This is a genomic window from Glacieibacterium frigidum (genome assembly GCF_007097155.1).
Taxonomy (GTDB): domain Bacteria; phylum Pseudomonadota; class Alphaproteobacteria; order Sphingomonadales; family Sphingomonadaceae; genus Glacieibacterium; species Glacieibacterium frigidum.
The window spans coordinates 819,283-840,093 of the sequence record NZ_VJWA01000002.1 but is presented as its reverse complement, the minus strand read 5'-3'; the positions used below and the strand labels follow the sequence as shown (position 1 = coordinate 840,093).

Annotated in this window: 11 protein-coding genes; 10 read left to right on the top strand and 1 reads right to left on the bottom strand. The window is 71.7% G+C overall.

Annotation, left to right across the window (positions count from 1 at the left end):
• The first annotated feature begins 3 nt into the window (after positions 1-3).
• The 5 genes from FMM06_RS13490 (at position 4) to FMM06_RS13470 (ending at position 16,286) form a co-directional block, all read left to right on the top strand.
• On the top strand, positions 4-12,147 hold the full coding sequence (locus FMM06_RS13490; protein WP_185965182.1) for a two-partner secretion domain-containing protein: 12,144 nt from the start codon (positions 4-6) through the stop codon (positions 12,145-12,147).
• Positions 12,148-12,203: 56 nt separating this feature from the next.
• Positions 12,204-13,349 carry a hypothetical protein gene (locus FMM06_RS13485; protein ID WP_144237900.1) on the top strand — a complete coding sequence of 382 codons (1,146 nt, stop codon included), beginning with the start codon at positions 12,204-12,206 and terminating at the stop codon, positions 13,347-13,349.
• A gap of 62 nt (positions 13,350-13,411) precedes the next feature.
• Positions 13,412-14,569 (top strand): CaiB/BaiF CoA transferase family protein, encoded by a 1,158-nt coding sequence (locus FMM06_RS13480; RefSeq protein ID WP_144237899.1) that lies wholly within the window; start codon positions 13,412-13,414, stop codon positions 14,567-14,569.
• Positions 14,566-15,330 carry a histidinol-phosphatase gene (gene hisN / locus FMM06_RS13475; RefSeq protein ID WP_144237898.1) on the top strand — a complete coding sequence of 255 codons (765 nt, stop codon included), beginning with the start codon at positions 14,566-14,568 and terminating at the stop codon, positions 15,328-15,330. Before FMM06_RS13480 ends, hisN begins: the two co-directional genes overlap by 4 nt.
• Complete coding sequence (locus FMM06_RS13470; RefSeq protein ID WP_185965181.1) at positions 15,327-16,286, top strand: YVTN family beta-propeller repeat protein; 960 nt, start codon at positions 15,327-15,329, stop codon at positions 16,284-16,286. Before hisN ends, FMM06_RS13470 begins: the two co-directional genes overlap by 4 nt.
• On the opposite strand, the gene FMM06_RS13465 is transcribed toward FMM06_RS13470, so the two are convergent.
• A complete protein-coding gene (locus FMM06_RS13465) occupies positions 16,283-17,101 on the bottom strand; it encodes a mechanosensitive ion channel family protein (RefSeq protein WP_144237896.1) in 819 nt (272 codons plus the stop codon). The genes FMM06_RS13470 and FMM06_RS13465 overlap by 4 nt on opposite strands.
• 156 nt (positions 17,102-17,257) lie before the next feature.
• Here FMM06_RS13465 and ahcY point away from each other — a divergent pair, with 156 nt between their 5' ends.
• The 5 genes from ahcY to FMM06_RS13440 are packed head-to-tail and all read left to right on the top strand — an operon-like array spanning position 17,258 to position 20,791.
• Positions 17,258-18,667 (top strand): adenosylhomocysteinase, encoded by a 1,410-nt coding sequence (gene ahcY, locus FMM06_RS13460; protein WP_144237895.1) that lies wholly within the window; start codon positions 17,258-17,260, stop codon positions 18,665-18,667.
• Positions 18,668-18,727: 60 nt separating this feature from the next.
• Positions 18,728-18,997, top strand: coding sequence for a hypothetical protein (locus FMM06_RS13455; RefSeq protein WP_144237894.1), 270 nt, complete (start codon positions 18,728-18,730; stop codon positions 18,995-18,997).
• On the top strand, positions 18,997-19,416 hold the full coding sequence (locus FMM06_RS13450; protein WP_144237893.1) for a type II toxin-antitoxin system VapC family toxin: 420 nt from the start codon (positions 18,997-18,999) through the stop codon (positions 19,414-19,416). The genes FMM06_RS13455 and FMM06_RS13450 overlap by 1 nt, the downstream gene beginning before the upstream one ends.
• Positions 19,413-19,844, top strand: a complete 432-nt coding sequence (tsaE, locus tag FMM06_RS13445) for a tRNA (adenosine(37)-N6)-threonylcarbamoyltransferase complex ATPase subunit type 1 TsaE (protein ID WP_144237892.1) — start codon at positions 19,413-19,415, stop codon at positions 19,842-19,844. Before FMM06_RS13450 ends, tsaE begins: the two co-directional genes overlap by 4 nt.
• The gene (locus FMM06_RS13440) at positions 19,841-20,791 is read left to right on the top strand and encodes an aminoglycoside phosphotransferase family protein (protein WP_144335479.1); all 951 of its coding nucleotides are present in this window, start codon (positions 19,841-19,843) and stop codon (positions 20,789-20,791) included. The genes tsaE and FMM06_RS13440 overlap by 4 nt, the downstream gene beginning before the upstream one ends.
• The last annotated feature ends 20 nt before the right edge of the window (positions 20,792-20,811 follow it).

The window sequence follows — 20,811 nt, the reverse complement described above, 5'->3', positions numbered from 1 at the left end:
CTCATGGCCAGCCGCCATCGCCTGCTCGCCCGCACCGCACTCGGCAGTGTCGCGTTGCTCGCCGCGGGGCCGGGCTTCACCCTGCCGGGCAGCCCGGTCAACGTCGCGGTCAATCCGGGCGGTACCGCGCCGGTCATTACCAACCCCAACGCCAGCACGCTCGACATCGACTTCAACGCGGCGCGCACGGTGCTGCAGTACAACGGCTTCACCGTCGGGCAGGGCGAGACGGTCAATTTGCGCTTCGATGCGCGCAGCGACATCGGCGTCATTCACAATGTCGGGCAGGAGGCGCTGTCGGTTGATGGCGTGCTGCGCAGTTATGTCGGGCAGCAGTTCGGCGGCAACGTCTGGCTGTTGTCGTCGACCGGCGTGTTCTTCGGGGCCAATGCGCAGGTCGATGTCGGCGGGCTGGTCGCCTCGACCGCGATCCCGACGAACCTGTTGTCGACGCAGGGCGGTTTCCTCGACACCACGACGTTGTCGTTCGACTTCGCCAATGGCGCGGGCCAGGTCACCGTCGGCGAGGGCGCGCGGATCACCGGCAACGGCGGCAGCCTGGCGTTCATCGCGCCGAGTGTCCGGACCGGTTCGGGGTCGACCGTTGGCGGCGGTGGCAATACCTCGGTGCTGTACGGTGCGGCCGAGCGCTTCACGGTGCGCTTCGTGCGCGAGGCGGGCAACGACCTCGACCTGCTCGATTTCGAGGTGCCGGGGCTCAGCGCAGGGTCGGACAGCAGCGTGCCGCTGTCGATCCTGGGCACCACCCAAGCGGGCAATATCTACCTCGCCAGCGTCGGCAAGGTCGCGACGGTCAGCGCGGTGCTCAGCGTCGACGCGTCGCTGATCGCGACGAGCGCGGGCGTCGAGGGTGGGTCGATCGTCCTGACCTCGGGCGGCGGCATCGCCAACCGTGCTGCGGCGCCCGTGTTCACCGACGGCTATTACCGTCAGTCGATCGACGCGCGCGGCGACTTCATTGCGGACAGGTCGATCACCGCGCAGGCAACCGGTGACGTGTTCGCGTTCGGCAACATCCGTGCGACGACGGGGTCGATCCGGATGACCGGCACGACCGTGCACGGCTTCTCGCTGACGGCAGGGCAGGACATCGTGCTGCGCGCCGGCGACGCGCTCGGTAGCACGGCGGGCTACGGCTATGGCTATGGCTATGGCCAGCCGTACGGGCCGCAGGGCGGCTTCGTCGGCTTCGACATCGTGTCGGCGGGCGACGACGTGCTGGCGGTGGCATGGAACGGCGACGTCTCGCTGAACAGCGTCCTGCTGGCGGGTACGGGCCCCGACGCGGCGAGCGATCCGCTCGGGCTGGACGCCGCGAACGACGGCCGCCGCCTGCTGATGCGCACGACGGGCGACTTCGGCGATGTTCGTCTCGGCTTCACGGGCGAGGGCACGACCAACGCGCTGACCGGCGGCACTGAAGCGCGGCTCGAAAGCACCGGACTGATCCGTGTCGTGTCGAGCGGCGCGGTGACGCTGACCGAGGCGATCGCCAACGGCACGGGCTCGTCGAACCTCGACTTCACCGAATTCGCGACCGAGGGCGCGCTCAACATCGGGTCGGTCACCGCGAAGGGTGCGATCGTCGCGACGTCCAGCGCGAGCGTCACGATCGGCAGCGCAACGACCAGCTTCGACAGTCGCGACAACGGCCAGATCGCGGTGCGCGGCGGCACGACCGCGACGCTGACCAGCGCCGACGCAGCGAGCGACGTGATCGTCATCGCCAACGGCGATGCGACGGTCGGCACGGTACGGGCCGGCGACGACGTCATCGTCCGCGCCTTTGGCGGCACCGCGCGGCTGAACGGTGCGCGGGTCGCGACCGGCGACACCCAGAACGGCGACGAGGGCGAGGGGTTCTACGGCCCCGACAGCGACGGGAATCTGATCAATACGGGCTATGGCTACGGCTATGGTTACGGCTTCCGGATCTTCGGCGACCTGGACTTCGATAGTGATTTCAACGGCCGCCGCGTCGACCTTCGCGCGCTGACGCTGTTTCAGGGCGAAGGCGTGTCGGCTCCGGGCCTCGACGCGTTTCTCGGGCTCGGCACCGGGCGGGTCATCGACGCGACCGACGTGCGGGTCGAGGCCGACCGGGACGCGTTCATCGACCTGCTCGGCGACGCCCGTGTCGACAATCTCGTCGCGGGCCGGAACGTCGTCGCGACGGGTGCGGAGGGCCTCTACGTCGGCTTCATCGAAGCCGGGCTCGATGCCGGCATCACCGCGCGCGCCGGCGACGCCTATGTGTCGTCGGGCGGGGTCGGGCGAGACCTCACCATCACGGCACCCGGGGGCGAAGCCGGCTTCGGCGAAATCGGCGTCGGCCAGGACCTGTTGCTCAGCGGCGTCACCGCCAGCCTGGGCTTCCTCGGCGGCTATCAGGACGCCGGCGGCCCGCGCGACGTCACAGTGCGGACCACCGGCGGCGACATCTTCCTGTCCAGCCTCGACGCTGGGCGCGACATCGTCCTCGATGCGGTCGGCGACGTCGATGCGTTCGGGCTCGATGCAGGTGGGTCGATCCGCGTCACGGCGACGGGCGACGCGACTTTCGGCCTCGGTCAATTCGGTCGCGGCGAACCCGGGCAGATTCTCGCCGATCTCGATCTGACGGTCACCGCCGCGAACATCCTGATCCGCCCGGGCACCAGCTTTCGCGCCGGTCGCGACGCGACGCTGACCGCGACGAGCAGCGTCGATATCCAGACCCTGGCAGAGGCCGGCGACGATTTCCGCGTGACCGCACCGACGATCGTCATCGACGGTCTCTATGCCGGCAGCGGCGAGGGCACGCCGGGTCCCGACAGCGAGGGCGACGGCCGGAACATCGTGCTGGCCGGCACGACGATCGACGCGATCCGTCTGATTGCCGACACCGACGTGCGTGCCACGGCGACGGGCCGGATCGGCATCGGCGATGCCAACTGCGAGGGCGAATGCGACCCCGGCATCGTGCGCGCCGGGCGCGACGTGCTGCTGTCGGGCGCCAGCTTCCGCCTCGACGCCCCGATCGACGCCGGGCGCGACGCCAGCCTGTCGTCGACCACCGGTTCGCTCGACCTCAGCGACGAGGACGTCGACGCCGACCGCGACCTGATCCTGACCTCGACCGGCGGCATCATCCTGGGCTTGGCACGCGCCGAGCGCGACCTGCGGTTAACCGCAGCGACTTCCGTCGACGCCGACGAACTGGACGCCGGGCGCGATATCCGGGTCAGTGGCGCCGACATCCGGCTCGGCCGCGCCTATTCGGGTCAGGGGGAAGGTGGCGCCGGCAGCATCGTGCTGACGGGCGGCACCATCACGGCGGCGGATCTCGACGCTAATAACGGCGATGTGCGGGCCACCGCGACCGGCGCGCTGACGATCTCGCAGTCGGTCTGCAGCTTCTGCCAACGGTCCGGCATCCTGGCAGATGGCGACATCGTGCTGAGCGCCGCGTCGATCGCGCTCGAAGGCGCCCTTGACGCCGGGCGCGATCTCAACCTGACGACGACCGGCGCCGGCTTCACCCGCCTGGTGCCCTTAAACGCGGGTCAGGACGTGATCGTCGATGCGGCTGGCGCGCTCGACCTCGGCCCAGTCAGCGCCGGGCGCGACGTCGTGCTGACAGGCGCGAGCGTCAGCGTGAACCAGATCCTGCCCGGGCGCGACGCGCGCGTCACGGCGCGCACCGGCAATGCGGTCGTCGGCACGGCGCGTACCCCACGCGACCTGACCGTGCTGGCGGCGATGGGGCTGGCGTCGATCGGTACCGCGAACGTCGGCGGCAAACTGCTGCTCAGCGGCGCGACGGTGGCGCTCGGCAGCGTCGGGGCCTTCGTACCGGCAGGCTACGGCTATGGGTATGGCACGCCGGTGCCGACGTTCGACATCACGATCGCGGCGACCGCGGGCGGCTTCAGCTATGGCGGCACGCTGGCGGCGGCGAACGATCTGCGCATCACGGTCAGCGGCGCGCTGGCGCTGAGCGGCACGACGACCGCCGTGCGCGACATCGTCCTTGACGGCGGCAGTGTCACGGTGGCGGGCGCGAGCGCTGGCCGCGACCTGGGCATCACGGCACGGACGGGCGCGCTAACCGCGTCGGCGGTGCTCGCGGCGGGCGACGACGTGCGGCTGACCGGGCCGTCGATCGACGTCGGCGAGATCATTGTCTCGACCGCGAAGGACGATACCGAAGGCGATGGGCGGCGGATCGTCCTCGCGGGCGGCAGCGCGACGCTGACTGGCGCGACCGCGCCCGACCGCTTCGACGCGACGCTGACGGGCACGCTGACCACGGGCACCGGCACGGTGACCGCGGCGGCGATCCGCGTCGACGCGGGTGCGATCACGCGCACCGTGCCGTCGTCCTCGACAGCCTTCGCGGGCGCGACCGGGGTCGTGCTCAATGCCACCGGAGCGATCGATACCGGCGGCGTGACGAGCAGCGGCGGCACGGTCGCGGTCGATGCCGGCGGCGCACTGCGCCTGCGCGGCGGGGTATCCGCACCGGTCGTCACGCTGGCGGGCGCGAGCGTGCAGCTCAATTCGAATGTCAGCGGCGCACAGCTGCTCGGCGTCACGGCACGCAGCGGCGACGTCAACGGCGGTTCGCTCGATTCGGACGGCGACGTAACCGTCACCGCGAGCGGCGGCATCGCGCTCAGCTCGGCACGCGCCGGCGACGACATAGTGCTGACGGCGGGCGGCCCGGTCACCGTCCTCGGATCGCTCGTCGCGGGCTTGACGGGAGAGGGAGTCGCCGGCGCCGATAGCGAGAGCGACGGGCAGAATATCCGCGTCACCGGCGGCGCGGTCACGCTCGCGACCCTCGACGCGCCGACCGACGCGGTGGTCACCGGCGACAGCGTCGCGATCTCCTACATCGGGACACGCCGCGATACGATCGTCACCGCGCGGACCGGCGACGCACTGGTCAGCAGTGCCGCGGTGCGCCGCGACCTGCGCGTCTTGGCGGCGAACGGCCTGGCGCGGATCGGTTTTGCGACGGTCGGGCGTGACCTGCTCCTCAGCGGGCTCCGGGCCCAGCTTGGCGGCTTGAGCGGCTATCTCGACGGCTATGGCTACGGCTATGGCCAGCTGATCCCGACACGCGACATTACGATTCTCGCGACCGCGGGCGACTTCGCCTTCGCGGACACGCTGGCGGCTGACCGCGACCTCGACATTCGCGCCAGCGGGCTGTTGACGCTGGGCACCGTGACGGCGCGCGACGACGTTCGGCTGGGCGGCGGCGCGGTGACGGTCGCGACGGCGCGCGCACTCGGCGGCACCGACAGCGAGGGCGACGGATCGAACCTGGTGGTCACGGCCGCGAGCCTGAACGCCGACGTGCTGAGCGCAGCGACCGACGTGCGGATCAACACCAGCGGCGCGGCGACGCTGGCGCAGAACGACGGCGGCGTCGATGCACGCGATATCATCGTCGATGCCGGCGCGCTGACGACCGGCCGAATGACCGCGACGCATGACCTGCGCCTCAACACCAGCGGCAACCTGACCGCGACCGCCAGCCAGAGCGCCGGGCGCGACGCGCTGATCGACGCGGGCGGCACCGCTGCGATGGTGTCGGCAAGCTCGGTGCGCGACTTCATCGTGACAGGCGCTAGCCTCGACCTCGGCACCGTGTCGGCGGGGCGCGACCTGACCGCGACGGCGCGGACGGGGGTGCTGCAGATCGGCACCGCGACCGCGGGCGGCGATCTGCGCCTCGCGGGCCCCGACGTGCGCATCGTTAAGGCGACCTCGACCGGCGCGGGCGCCGATACCGAGGGCGACGGCAGCAACATCGTCGCGACCGGCGGCGCGGTCCGCATCGACGGCGCGAGCGCGGCGACCGACCTGGCCGTCACGGCTACGGGCCTCGCGAGCGTTGGTGCCGCGCAGGGCGGCGCGACGGCAGGGCAGGATATCATCCTGAACGGCGCGACGCTGGAGTTCGGCAACCTCGTCGCGGCGCGCGACCTGTCGCTGACCGCCACCGCAGGCGGGATCGGCGAGACCGTGGGGCTCAACTCGGCGATCAGCGCCGGGCGCGACTTGCGCCTCGATGCAGCCGCAGGTCTGACTGCGGGGGCGCTCAGCGCGGTCCGCGACCTGACGGTCATCGCTGCCGCGGTGACGATCGCCGACCTCGGCGCCGGACGCGACGCGTCGGTCATCGCGCGCAGCGGCGCGGTCAATGTCGGCACCGCCACGGCGGGCGACGACCTGCGCTTTGCCGGCGCGACAGTCGCCATCGGCAACGCCACGACGACGGGCGCCGCCGCCGATACCGAGACCGACGGCAGCAGCATCGTCGCGACCGGCGGTGACGTGCGCGTCGACCGCAGCAGCGCCTTTACCGACCTGATCGTCACGGCGACCGGCACCGCGACGGTCGGCGGCGGCGACGGCGGCGCGCGTGCGGCGCGCGATATCGCGGTCAGCGGCGCCACGCTGGTGCTGGGTACGCTCGACGCCGGGCGCGACCTGTCGCTTATCGCAACCGCCAGCGGCTTCAGCGCGGGCACGCTGACGGCGGTGCGCAACCTGACCGTCGACGCCGCGGGACCGCTCAGCTTCGCCAGTGCCGACGCGGGCGGCAATCTGGTGCTGTCGGGCGCCGGTATCGACGGCGGCAGCGCGACCGCGGGCGGCGACGCGACGCTCGACGCGCGCACGGGGACGCTGCGCGCCGGGCTGGTACGCGCCGGCGACGACGTGCGCCTGGCGGGCGCGACCATCGACGTCGAGGAGGCGCGCTCGACGGGCCTGGCCTCCGACAGCGAGGGTGACGGGTCGGACATCGTCGCGACCGGCGGCGCGGTGACGCTCGAGATTGCGGTCGCGGCGAACGACATCCTCGCCACGGGCAGCGGCGTGGTGGCGCTCGGCATCGGGTCGGACGGCAGCCCGGTCGGCGGTGGCAACGTCTATTTCGCGGATGCGGGCGGCGACATCGTCGTCAGCGGCGCGTCGGTGCTGACCGGTCCGCTGAACGCCGACCGCGACATCCGCCTGACCGCGACGGCGGGCGGCATCGACGCGCGCGGCACGCTGACGGCCGGGCGCGACATCGCCGGCTCGGCGACCGGCGCCGTGGCCGCGACGGGCCTCGACGCGACGCGCGACATCGTCATTTCCGGGGCGAGCGCCAACCTCGGCCAGGTCGCGGCGCGGCAGGACGTGCGCGTCACTGCCATCGGCGGCGATGCAGTGGTCGGCAGCGCCGCGGTGCGCCGCGACCTGACGGTGCTTGCCGCGCTGGGCCTCGCGCAGGTCGGCGACGCCGCGGTCGGGCAGGACTTCCTGCTCAGCGGCGCACGCGTCGCGCTGGGGTCGCTTAGCGGCTACACCAATCCGGGCTACGGCTATGGTTACGGCTATGGCTATGGCTTGATCCCGACGCGCGACGTGACGCTGACCGCGACCGCGGGCGACATCACGGGCGGCGCGTCGCTCCGTGCGGCGCGCGACATGCGGATCACCGCGAGCGGCGCGATCGCACTCGGCAATCTGACCGCGGGCGCTCTGCTCGATGCGAATGCCGGCGGCGCGCTCGGCACGGGCGCGCTCGGCGCCGGCGGCGATCTGCGCCTCGCCGGTGCCTCGCTCGCGACCGGCGACGCCAGCGCCGGGGGCGACCTGACCGCGACCGCGCGGACGGGCAATGCGACGCTGGGCAATGTGTCGGCGGGCGACGACGTGCGGATTTCCGCGCTTCTCGACCTGACGCTGGGCAGCGCCGGCGCGACGGGCAACGCGACCGACAGCGAGGGCGACGGTCGCAACGTCATTCTCGACGGCCGTGCCGTCACCCTGGTCTCCGCGACCGCCACCGACGACGTGCGCATCACCGCGACCGGCGCGCTGACCGTCACCGGCGAGGGCATCGCCATCGCCGCGGGCCGCGACGCGATCCTCGTCGCCCCGAGCCTCAGCCCGGGCGGCATCTCGGCGGGCCGCGACCTGTCGCTGACCGCGACCGCCAGCGGCATCGCGGCGGGCGACCTTAGCGCGGCGCGCGACCTGACCCTCGATGCGGCGGGCGCACTGACCTTCGGCAATCTCAACGCGGCGCGCGACCTGAGCCTCGCGGGCGCGTCGGTCGCAGGCGGCGTCGTCGTCGCGGGCGGCGACCTCAACGCCACGGCGCGCAGCGGTGCGCTCGCGCTGACGCGGGCGACCGCCGGCAACGACGTGCGCCTGACCGGCGCGATCATCGACGCCTATGCCGTCGCGGGCCGCGACCTGTTCGCCACTGGCGGCGCGGTCACGCTGGGCGGTGAGGCGACGCGCGATATCGGCGTCATCGGCACCGGCCTGACCCTGCGCGGACCCGACCGGCAGGGCGACGCCATATTGACGGCGGGCGACGACGTGCGGATCGCCGTCGGCAGCGGCGCGGTCACCGGCCAGTCGATCACCGCGGGCGGCGGCGCCGACAGCGAGGGCGACGGCGGCAATGTCGTCATCGACGCGGGCTCGATCGTCGTCGACGCGGTGTTCGCGACGACCGACGTGGTGCTGACTTCGGCCGGCGCGCTGACGACGGGCGGCGGCATCTCGGCGGGGCGCGACGTGCTGCTGACCGCCGCGAGCCTCGCGCCGGGCAGCATCTCGGCCGGGCGCGATCTTGTGCTGACCGCGACTGCGGGCGACATCGCGGCGGGCGACCTGTCCGCGGCGCGCGATCTGATCGCCGATGCGACCGGCACGCTGGGCTTCGGCTCGCTGACCGCGACGCGCGACCTCGTGCTGACTGGCGCCAGCCTCGACGGCGACGCGGCGACCGCCGGGCGCGACGTCACGGTCACGGCGCGCAGTGGCAATGCCGTGCTCGCCGACACGCGCGCGGGCGACGACGTGCGCGTCACCGCTGCGCAGGACGCGACGCTAGGCGCCGTGGTCGCGAGCGGCGCGGGGACCGACACCGAGGGCGACGGGTCGAACATCGCCGTCGCGGCGCGCGGCATCACCCTGACCTCGGCGAGCGCGCCGACCGACATCCGCCTGACCGCGACCGGTGCGCTGTCGGTCACCGGGACTGGCACGGGTGTCGTCGCGGGCCGCGATGTCGTGCTCGTCGCCGCCAGCCTGGCGCCCAGCGGCATCTCGGCGGGGCGCGACCTGTCGCTGACCGCGACCGCGGGCGACATCGTCGCGGGCGACCTGACTTCGGCGCGCGACCTGATCGCCGACGCCAGCGGCGCACTGCGCTTCGGCGGGCTGACCGCGGCGCGCGACTTGATCCTGACCGGCGCGAGCCTCGACGGCAGCGGCGCGACCGCCGGCGGCGACGTCACCGCCACGGCACGCAGCGGCGGCATCGTGCTCGCCGACACGCGCGCCGGGGACGACGTCCGCGTCACCGCGGCGCAGGACGTGACGCTGGGCGGCGTCGCCGCGACGGGCGAAGGCCTCGATAGCGAGGGCGACGGGTCGAACATCGTCATCGGCGGGCGCGCCGTCAGCCTGACCGCCGCGACCGCGCCGACCGACGTGCGCGTCGTCGCGAGCGGAGCCCTGACCATCGCCTCTGCGGCGAACGCCGTGGTGGCCGGGCGCGACGCGATCCTGACCGGCGCGACCGTGTCGCCAGGCGGCGTGTCGGCAGGGCGCGACCTGATCTTCACCGCGACCGAGGGCGGCATCGCGGCGGGCGACGTCAGCGCGGCGCGCGACCTGATCGCCGACGCGGCGGGGGCGCTGACCTTCGGCACGCTGACCGCGGCGCGCGACCTTGTGCTGACCGGCGCGAGCCTCAACGGCGGCACCGCGCGCGCCGGTGGCGACGTCACCGCGACCGCGCGCAGCGGCGGCATCGTGCTGGGCAACACGCAGGCCGGCGACGACGTGCGCCTGTCGGCCGTGCAGGATGTCGCGCTCGGCGGCGTCGTCGCGACCGGCCTCGGCACCGACAGCGAGGCGGACGGCTCCAATGTCATCATCGGCGGGCGCGACGTGACGCTCGTCTCGGCAAGCGCCCCGGGCGACGTGCGGATCACCGCCAGCGGCGCGCTCGGTGTCACCGGCGAGGGCAATGCGATCAGCGCGGGCCGCGACGCGGTCCTGAGCGCGGCGAGCCTTAGCCCGGCGGGTGTCTCGGCGGGGCGCGACGTCTCGCTGACCGCCACCGCGAGCGGCTTCACCGGCGGCACGCTGGGCGCGGTGCGCAACCTGACGATCAGCGCGGCGGGGCCGCTCAGCTTCGGCACCGCGACCGCAGGTGGGGCGCTGACCCTCACCGCGACGAGCATCGCCGGCACCACCGCCACGGCGGGCACCGACCTGACCGCGACTGCGACCGACGCGCTGTCGCTGACGTCCGCGACCGCAGGTGACGACGTGCGCCTGACCGGCGGCAGCCAGTCGCTCGGGCAGGTCCGCGCGACGGGCCTCGCGGCCGACAGCGAGGGGGATGGCTCGAACGTCGTGCTGGCGGGCGGCGCGATCACCGCCGCGCAGCTGAGCGCCGCAAACGATATCGGCGTCACCGGCACTGGCGCCGTCAGCATCGCGCAGGCGAGCGCGAGCCGCGACGTGACCGTCACCGGCGCCAGCGTCGGCGGGGCGCTGCAGCTGTCGGGCCGCGACATCGCGGTCACCACGGGCGGGGCGTTCGCCGCGACCGCCGGCCTCGTCGCGACCCGCGATCTGCGCCTCACTGCGGGCACGACGCTCAGCTTCGCGCAGCTCACCGCGGCGCGCGACCTGATCCTGACTGCACCGATCGTGCAGGGCGGCACCGCGGTCGCGACGCGCGACCTGACCGTCGTCGCGACGACCCGCATCGCCGGCGACCGGTTCGAGGCGGGCCGCAACCTCAGCCTCGACCCCGACGAGGCGATCACCGCCGCCGTCGTCCGCGCCGGAGGGGACGCGACGCTGATCGGCCGCTCGATCGATGTCGGCACCCTCGATGTCGGCGGCGTGACCTTCGCACAGGCGACCAACGGCGGCATCGCGCTCGACACCTTCACCGGGCGCGGCGCTGCGACGCTGATCGCCACCGGGCGCGTCAGCCTGGGGGCGTCGACGACGGGGGCCCTGCGGATCGTCGGCGGCGACCTCGACGTGCGCCGCAGCCTCGTCGCGTCGGCGCTGCAGGTCGAGACGCCGGGCCGCATGGTTCTCGGCGGGGCGGAGGGCGACAGCGGCTTCGTGCTCGCCGCCGCCGATATCGCGCGCCTGCGCATCGCCGGCACCGCGAGCTTCTACGCCGCGCTGACCACCGGCCAGGGCGACGGCCAGGGCGCGGGGGGCGACCTGATCGTGCGCGACTTCGGCTACAACCCCGCCGACCTGCCGCGCCTCGCGCTGTTCGCCGACCGCAGCCATGCCGTCGACGTCCAGGGCCGCGTCCTGCCCAGCGTCAACGGCGGCTTCATCCAGATCGGCGACGCCAACCCGCTCGGCCGCTTCCGTCCCGACTCGGTCTTTGTCTCGGGCAGCTTCGGCTTCGCGGAGCTCGACGTGAACTGCTTCGGCAAGGTCGTCGCGGTCGGCGAGCTGGCGTTCTACGCGGTCAACGACGTGATCTTCGGTCTCGCCGATTTCCGCGCCGCGGTGCGCGCGACGCCGGCCGCCGACATCGACGTGGCGGGCGGTGTCCCCGCCGTTGCCGGCCCGCGCGACGACCGGCTGTTCGCGGTCGCCAACCGCTTCACCGTCGATGCCGCAGGCAAGATCGTCTCGCAGAATACCGCGAGCAGCCAAGGCAACTACGTCGGCCTGTTCTTTAACGGCACCGGCGCGAGCCAGCCGATCGTATCCCTGGGCAACGCGCGCGCGATCGACCTGTCGGGCAGCCTGGTCGACAGCGCGGGCAATTTGCGCTCCGGCCCGACGGTGGCGTTCGCGGGCGAGCTCGGCAGCGGCAACGGCGGCACCGCGATCTTCAACGGCTGCGCGATCGGCGCGACGACCTGCGGCGGGGGCGGCAGCGGCGCGACCCCGTCCGAGGCGCTGCGGCTGGAGGATTATACCCCGCCGCGCCCGATCGACATCACCGACCAGCCGCTGTCGACCGTGCTGATCGTCGACCAGCAGCCGGGCGCCACCGACACCTATGTCGTCGAAGGCGCGGGCGGCGGCATCGTCATCCGGCGGCGGCCCGGCGGGAACTGACCGTCGCCCACGGGTGTCCGCTCGACGATAATCGGCGAATCGGATAACCTCCCGTGATGCTTGCCGTTCTGGTCGCGCTCCTCGCCGCACCGGTCGCCGCCGCGCCGCCGGAGGCGGAGGCGGTTTCCGGCCCGACGATCGTCGTCACCGCGACGCCGATCGCGACGCTGAAGGCCGCGCACGACCGTTGCCTCCAGTTCCGCTGCACGCCCGCCGAGGATATCGCCGCGACCCTCGCCTATTCGGAGGCGCTGTTCGTCGCCGGCGAGTACAAGGCGGCGCGCGGCGCGCTGTCCCGCTCGATCCGGCGCAACCGCCAGTTCGCCCCGGCCGAGCCGGTCGCGGTGTCGCAGCTGTACCGCGCATCGTCGCGCGTCTCGATCCACATCGGCGATGCCGAGCGCTATTCGACCGACGTGCGCCGGATCGTGCGGTCGTTGAAGGCGGGTACGATTCGTGACGAGGCGGAGATCCTGCTCGCCGAGATCGAGGCCGCCGACATGAAGCTCAAGCTCGGCGACCCTCGCACGTCGGACTATCTGCTGCGATCGGCCGAGCGGCGGGCTACCGCGGCGGGCCTGACGCAGATCGCGGCGATCACGCGGCTGCGCCGCGCGTGGCTGCCCTATTTCACGCGCGGCGACCGGCGCGCGGCGATCGCGCAGCTCAGGCCCATCACGGCGCTGCCCGGCGCCGACCTGGCCGCCATCCGCATCGCTGCACGCGTCCTGATCGTCCGCCTGTCGTCGAAGCCGACCAAGGCACCCGACCTGAGCGTCCTGACGGCGTCGCCCGACCCGCTGCCGGAGCGGCAGATCCTCCTGTGGACTCCCGAGTTCAAGCTGCCGCGCATTGAGAATTTCGGCGCAGCGCTCGACAGGCGGGCGACGTCATCGGCTGCCGGCGGCGGTTTTCAGGACAAATGGGCGGATATCGCCTTTCGCGTCCGCGCCGACGGGACGGTCGACGAGGTGACGGTCCTGCGCAGCGAGGGCAACGCGGCCTGGCTGCCGATCGCGACCGGCCAGGTCGCCGGCCGGCTCTATTCGCCGCTGCCGCGCGCCGCTGCCGCCGCCGACGACGCGGGCGACTACCGGATCGAGCGGCACACCTATACGTCGTATTTCGGCAGCAAGAAGGGCAGCCGGGTCAGGGCCAGGGACGGCATCCCGCGCATCGAGGTCCTCGACCTGACGGCGTGACGTAGCTTGGCGCCGACTTGCGACACTGGCCTCCCCCGCCGCACCTCGCTACCACCGCAGCCGTGACCAGAACCTCCGGCCCCCTCGACGACCTGCTGATCGTCGACCTGTCGCGCGTGCTCGCCGGGCCGTATGCAACGCTGGTGCTCGGCGATCTGGGGGCGCGGATCGTCAAGGTCGAGCGGCCCGATGGGGGCGACGACAGCCGGGCGATCGGGCCGTTCGACGCCAAGGGGCAGTCGGCCTATTTCGCCAGCGTCAACCGCGGCAAGGAGTCGATCGCGCTCGACCTGAAGGCGCCGCGCGACCGCGACGTGTTCGAGGCGCTGCTGGCCCGCGCCGACGTGCTCGTCGAGAATTACCGGCCGGGCACGATGGCGCGGCTGGGCTATGGCTGGGACGTGCTGCACGCGCGGCATCCGCGGCTGATTTATGCCGCCGCCAGCGGCTTCGGCCAGACCGGCCCCGACGCGCCAAAGGCGGCGTACGACATGGTCGTCCAGGCGATGGGGGGGATCATGTCGGTCACCGGCCACCCGGGCGGGCCGCCGACGCGGGTCGGGACGTCGGTCGGCGACATCACCGCGGGGCTGTTCACCGTCGCGGGCATGCTGGCGGCGGTGCACCACCGGACGCGGACGGGGGAGGGGCTGTTCGTCGATGTCGCGATGCTCGACGGGCAGATCGCGATCCTCGAGAATGCGGTGGCGCGCTATGCGGTGACGGGCGTCGCGCCGGGGCCGCTGGGGGCGCGGCATCCGTCGATCACGCCGTTCGCGGCCTATGCCTGCGCCGACGCGCATATCGTCATCGCGGCGGGCAACGATGCGCTGTGGAGTGCGCTGCTCGACGCCCTCGACCTGTCGGCGCTGAAGGCGAACCCGCGCTTTGCGACCAATGCGTCGCGGTCGGAGGCGGCGGACACGGTGGCGACGGTGCTGGAGGCGCGGCTGGGCACCGCGCCGGCCGCGCACTGGCTGGCGCTGCTCGATGCGGCGGGCGTGCCGTGCGGGCCGTTGAACGATGTCGCGCAGGCGCTCGACCTGCCGCAGGTGCGGGCGCGCAACATGCGGGCGAGCACGACCTTCCCGGATGGGTCGCCGCTGCTGTGCGCGGGGAATCCGGTCAAGCTGTCGGGCTATGCGGATCTGCCCGAGAAGCCGGGAGCGCGGGCGCTCGATGCCGACCGGGCGGCGATTTTGGCGGAGTTGGGCCTTTGAACGATCTCGAACTGGCGCACGCGCTCGCCGACGCGGCGGGCGAGGCGATCCGGCCCTATTTTCGGGCGCGCTTCGACATCGAGACCAAGGCCGATGCCTCGCCCGTCACCGCCGCCGACCGCGCCGCGGAGGCGGCGATGCGCGCGCTGATCGAGGCGCACCGCCCCGGCGACGGGGTGATCGGCGAGGAATACGGCGACGACCGGCCCGATGCCGCGCAAGTCTGGGTGCTCGATCCGGTCGACGGGACGCGCGCCTTCATCGCAGGGCGGCCGCTGTTCGGCACGCTGATCGCGCTGATGGACTTGGGGACGCCGGTACTTGGCGTCATCGACCAGTGCATCGCGCGCGACCGGTGGGTCGGGACGGGCGAGGGCACGACGCTCAACGGCGCGCCGGCGCGGGTGCGAAGTTGTCCGGACATGGCGCGGGCCTATCTCGCGACGACGAGCCCGCACGCCTTTCCAGCGGACGACTTCGCTACCTTCGAGCGGCTGCGCGGGCGGGCGCGCGACACGCTCTACGGCGGCGACTGCCACAATTACGGGCTGCTCGCCTCAGGCCACCTCGACCTCGTCGTCGAGGCCGGGCTGAAGACCTTCGACTGGGCCGCACTCGTGCCTGTCGTCACCGGCGCGGGCGGGCGGATGACCGACTGGACCGGCGCGCCGCTGCGCCTCGGCGCCGAGGGCCGGGTGATCGCTGCGGGCGACCCGGCGCTGATCGAACCTGCCGTTGCCGCCTTGGGAGACCGACCGTGATCCGCCTCGCCCTCGCCCTGCTGCTCGCCGCGCCGGCAGCGGCCGAAACCCTGATCGTCGGCAACAAGGCCGAGGACAGCATCAGCCTGATCGATCTCAAGACCGGCCGCGAGCTGCGCCGCCTGCCGACTGCGTCGAAGCCGCACGAGGTCGCGGTCAGCCCCGACGGCGCGCTCGCCGCGGTCGTCGCCTATGGCGGCACGACGATCGACCTGATCGACCTCGCGAGCGGCAAGCAGCTGAGCCGCATCGACCTTTCGCCCAACGCCGCGCCGCACGGCATCGTCTGGCTGCGCGACGGGCGGATCGTCGTGACCACCGAGGGCAGCGACACGCTGACCATCGTCGATTCCGCGTCCGGCCGCGTCACCGGCGCGGTACCGACCGGACAGAAGGGCTCGCACATGGTCGTCGTCTCGCGCGACGCGACGCGCGCCTATGTCTCCAACCTGTCGAGCCGCAGCGTCAGCGTCATCGACCTCTCCAAGGGCGCCAAGCTGCGCGACCTGGTGGCGGGCGACGAGCCCGAGGGCATAGCGCTGACCCCCGACGGGCGCGAGCTGTGGGTCGCAAGCCGCGGCAGCGACGATGTGCGGGTCTATGACACGTCGAGCTTCGCCGAGGTCGCGAAGCTGAGCGTCGGCGACCTGCCGATCCGGCTGGCGATTAGCCCGGACGGGCGGACGGCGATCAGCTCCAACTTCAACGGCGGCGATCTGAGCGTCATCGACGTGCGCGCGCGCAAGGTCGTGCGGACGATCCCGGTCAGCGGAGACAAGGCCGTGCAGCAGGTGACGATCCTGTTCGACGCGACCGGCAAGCGGCTCTACGTCGCCGAGACGGGGGCTGCGCGGGTGGCGGAGGTCGATTTGGCTAGCGGCAAGGTGCTGCGCCGCCTCGCCGCCGGCAAGGGCAGCGACGGGCTCGGCATCTCGCGGGTCAACGTCGCGCGCTAGGGCCGCGCCGGGCTGTCGCGCTCCTCCTGCACCACCGCCGGCGCCGGGTAGTTGGCGGCGGCGAAGGTCGCGGCGATCAGCTTGTTGGTGTCGAACCAGACCTGCCAGAAATGGTCGGTGTGGCAATAGGGGCGGACCGCGAGCAGCGTGCCCATCGCGTTGAAATCGAGGATCTCGACATCGGGCGCGGGGTCGGCAGCGACATTGGGGATCGCCGCGAGTGCGGGCTTGAGCCGTGCGATGGCATCGAGCGGGTCGACGCCGTGCGCGAGCTGCGCGGTGCGCTCGACACGCCGCCACGCATGGGCGGAGAAGTTCTTGATCGTGTCGCCGCTGACCTTGCCGTTGCCGACGATGGTGACGACGTTGTCGGGGCTGGTGATCACGGTGTTGAACAGGCCGATCTCGGTCACCGTGCCCTCGACCCCGCCCGCGACGACGTAGTCGCCGACCTTGTAGGGGCGGAAGATGATCAGGAAGGCGCCCGCTGCGAAGTTGCCGAGCAGCCCCGACCATGCCGCGCCGATCGCCAGGCCGACGCCTGCCAGCAGCGCCGCGAAGCTCGTCGTCTCGACCCCGAAATAGCCGAGGATGGCGACGACCAGTACGATGTTGAGCAGCACGCCCAGGATGTTGGCGATGTAGCGCTGCAGCGTGGGATCGAAATTGCGCGCCGTCAGCACCGCCGACACGGTGCGCGTCGCGATGCCAATCAGCCAGCGGCCGACCATGTAGAGGACGATCGCGCCGATGATCTTGAGGCCGACCGCGGTCAGGATCGGCGCGGTCGTCAGCCACCAGTCGTGAATGTTCATGTCGGTCGCCCCGCGTCGTCGCGATCCCGATACTAGCCCTGCCAGGGTCCCGCGCCAACCCGCCGAGGGATATAAAGATATCTTTATGCTTGCTCCGAGGTCCTTCGCGCACTAGGCGCTGCACGCAACAATCGCATGTCTGACAGGACCCGACTCATGGCCACCGCTCCCGCAACGACCTTCACCGACTATGTCGTCGCCGACATCGGCCTCGCCGACTTCGGCCGCCGCGAGATCGACATCGCCGAGACCGAGATGCCCGGCCTCATGGCGCTGCGCCAGGAGTTCGGCGCGTCGCAGCCGCTGAAGGGTGCGCGCATCACCGGCTCGCTGCACATGACGATCCAGACCGCCGTGCTGATCGAGACGCTGACCGCGCTGGGCGGCGAAGTGCGCTGGGCGACGTGCAACATCTATTCGACGCAGGATCATGCCGCCGCCGCCATCGCCGCGACCGGCGTGCCGGTGTTCGCGATCAAGGGCGAGAGCCTCGCCGACTATTGGGATTACGTCGGGTCGATCTTCGACTGGGGCGACACGACCTGCAACATGATCCTCGATGACGGTGGCGACGCGACGATGTTCGCGCTGTGGGGCGCCAAGCTCGAGGCCGGCGCGACGATGCCCGAGCCCGAGAACGAGGAAGAGGTCGAGATGCAGCGCGCGCTGAAGGCGTTCATCGCGCGCCGTCCGGGCTACCTCACCGAGACCGTCAAGGCGATCAAGGGCGTCAGCGAGGAGACCACCACCGGCGTCCACCGCCTGTACGCGATCGCCAAGAAGGGCGAGCTGCCGTTCCCGGCGATCAACGTCAACGACAGCGTCACCAAGTCGAAGTTCGACAACCTCTATGGCTGCAAGGAGTCGCTGGTCGACGCCATCCGCCGCGGCACCGACGTGATGCTGGCCGGCAAGGTCGCGACCGTCGCGGGCTTCGGCGACGTCGGCAAGGGCAGCGCCCAGTCGCTCCGCAACGGCGGCGCGCGCGTGCTGGTCACCGAGATCGATCCGATCTGCGCGCTGCAGGCGGCGATGGAGGGCTTCGAGGTCGTGACGATGGAGGAGGCGGTGACCCGCTCCGACATTTTCGTGACCGCGACGGGCAATGCCGACGTGATCACCGCCGATCACATGAAGGCGATGAAGAACATGGCGATCGTCTGCAACATCGGCCACTTCGACAGCGAGATCCAGATTTCGGCGCTGTCGAACTACAAGTGGACCGAGGTGAAGCCGCAGGTCGACCTGGTCGAGTTCCCCGACGGCAAGCAGATCATCATCCTGTCGAAGGGCCGTCTGGTGAACCTGGGCAATGCCACCGGCCACCCGAGCTTCGTCATGTCGGCGAGCTTCACCAACCAGACGCTGGCGCAGATCGAGCTGTTCACGCGCCCCGAGCAGTACAAGAACGACGTGTACGTCCTGCCCAAGCACCTCGACGAGAAGGTCGCCGCGCTCCACCTCGAGAAGCTGGGCGTGAAGCTGACCAAGCTGTCGGCGCAGCAGGCGGGCTATATCGGCGTGCCGGTCGAGGGGCCGTTCAAGCCGGATCACTACCGCTACTAAGACGTGACGTGCTTGCACGGTCGATTGACCGTGCAAGCACACGTCACTAGTTTGCGGCGTATGACCCGACGCAGCCAGCAAGCCATCACGATCCGCTCCGACCGGGCGCGCGATGACCTGCGGGTGCTGACGCGTGACGGAAGCAGCCAGGTTCATGTCGTCGAGCAGGCTCTCGCCCTGTTGCGCGCACAGGTTGAGCCCCGTCGCGACGAGGCTGGCGAGCGGCGCGAGCGCGTCTATGCGGCGCTCAGTCGTCTTGCGGCGATCGGCGGTCCCGGCATGGCCGAGTTCGACGCTGCTGAATATGACGAGTTCGGCGATCCGCGCTGATGAGCGCAATGGTTGTCGACACATCGGCTCTTGTTGCCGCTAGTTGGAACGAGCCCGGCTATCAGGACATCGTCGAGGCACTGCTTACCGACCCCGGCTTCATCCCGGCGCCGGTTCTGATCGAATATGAGCGCGTCATCAGCCGCAGGGACGTGCGCGCCAAAGTGCCCGCGGCCGACTTCCTGAATGAGCTCATCACGGCCGGCCTGGTCATACTGCCTTTCGACGCCGCAGCGGCGCAGGCTGCAGTCGATGCCAACGCTCGCTTCGGAAGCGGGACCGGCGCAGGCGGCAAGCTGAATATGCTCGACCTGATGGTCTATGGCGTGGCGAAGGTTCTGGCGTTGCCAATCCTGTGCACGGGCAAGGATTTCACCGCGACCGACGCGCTGATCCATCCTGCCAGCCGCCGCGATTGAAAGTGGAAATCGGCGAAGTAGAGCTGGAGCGCACGGCCGCCGCGCTTGCGCAGGTCCTTCGCCCCGGCGACATCGTCGCGCTCTCGGGTGACCTCGGTGCGGGCAAGACTGGCTTCGCACGCGGCGTCCTGCGCGGGTTGGGCTGGACCGGTGAGGTGCCGTCGCCGACGTTCACCCTGGTGCAGCCGTACGACACGACGCCCGAGGTCTGGCACGTCGACTTGTACCGCCTCGATGATCCGCGCGATGCCGACGCGCTCGGGCTGCTCGAGACCGATGCGGTGCTGCTCATCGAATGGCCCGAGCGGCTGGGGGCGCGGCTGCCGGCGGACGCGTTGCGGTTGCGCATCGACGGGGCGGGGGAGGCGACACGGACCTTGACTTGGGATGTCCCGGCGGGTTGGGAGGGGCGATGGCCGCCCAGATGATTCCGCCCGCCGCGGCCCCCGAATTTCTTGCCCGTCACGGCTGGGCCGGGGCCGAAATCCGGCCGCTGGCAGGCGACGCATCGTTCCGGCGCTACTTCCGTGTGCATGACGGCGGCCGCACCGCGGTGCTGATGGACGCCCCGCCCGAGCACGAGGACAGCCGCCCGTTTCTGGAGGTCGGCGCACACCTCAACGCGCTGGGGTTCGCCGCCCCCGCGCCGCTGGGGGTCGATCTCGACCAGGGGCTGATCCTGCTCGACGATTTCGGCGACGCGCGCGTCAACCCGGTGCTGGCGAGCGACCCGGCGCGCGAAACGGCGATCTACGGCCAGGCGATCGACCTGCTCGCCGCTCTCCACGCCCACCCTGCGCCCCCCTTGCGTGCCTATGACGAGGCCGAGCTGCGTCGTGAGGTGCGGCTGTTCACCGACTGGTACCTGCCCGCCGCCGGCCTGGCCGAGGCGCCCGGTTACGACGCGGCGTGGGACGCGGTCTGGCCGCAGGTGCTGGCGCCCAAGCCGGTGCTGACGCTGCGCGACTATCATGCCGACAATCTGATGCTGCTCCCCGGCGGCGGCCTCGGCCTGCTCGACTTCCAGGACGCACTGGCGGGCCATCCGGCGTACGACCTCGTGTCTCTGCTGCAGGACGCGCGGCGCGATGTTTCGCCGCCGCTCGAGGCCGAGATGCTCGACCGCTACCTCACCGCGGCGGGCGTCGCCGACGCGCAGGCCTTTCGCGCCGCGTATGAAATCCTGGGGGCGCAGCGCAATACCAAGATCATCGGCGTCTTCACGCGCCTGCGGGACCGCGACGGCAAGGGCGGCTACATTCCGCTGCTGCCGCGCGTCTGGGGGCATCTGACGCGCAACCTCGCGCACCCGGCACTCGCTCCTGTCGCGGCATGGTTCGTCGCGAACGTCCCCGCGTCGGCGCGCGCACAGTGAAGCCGCGCTTCGCCGCCCCG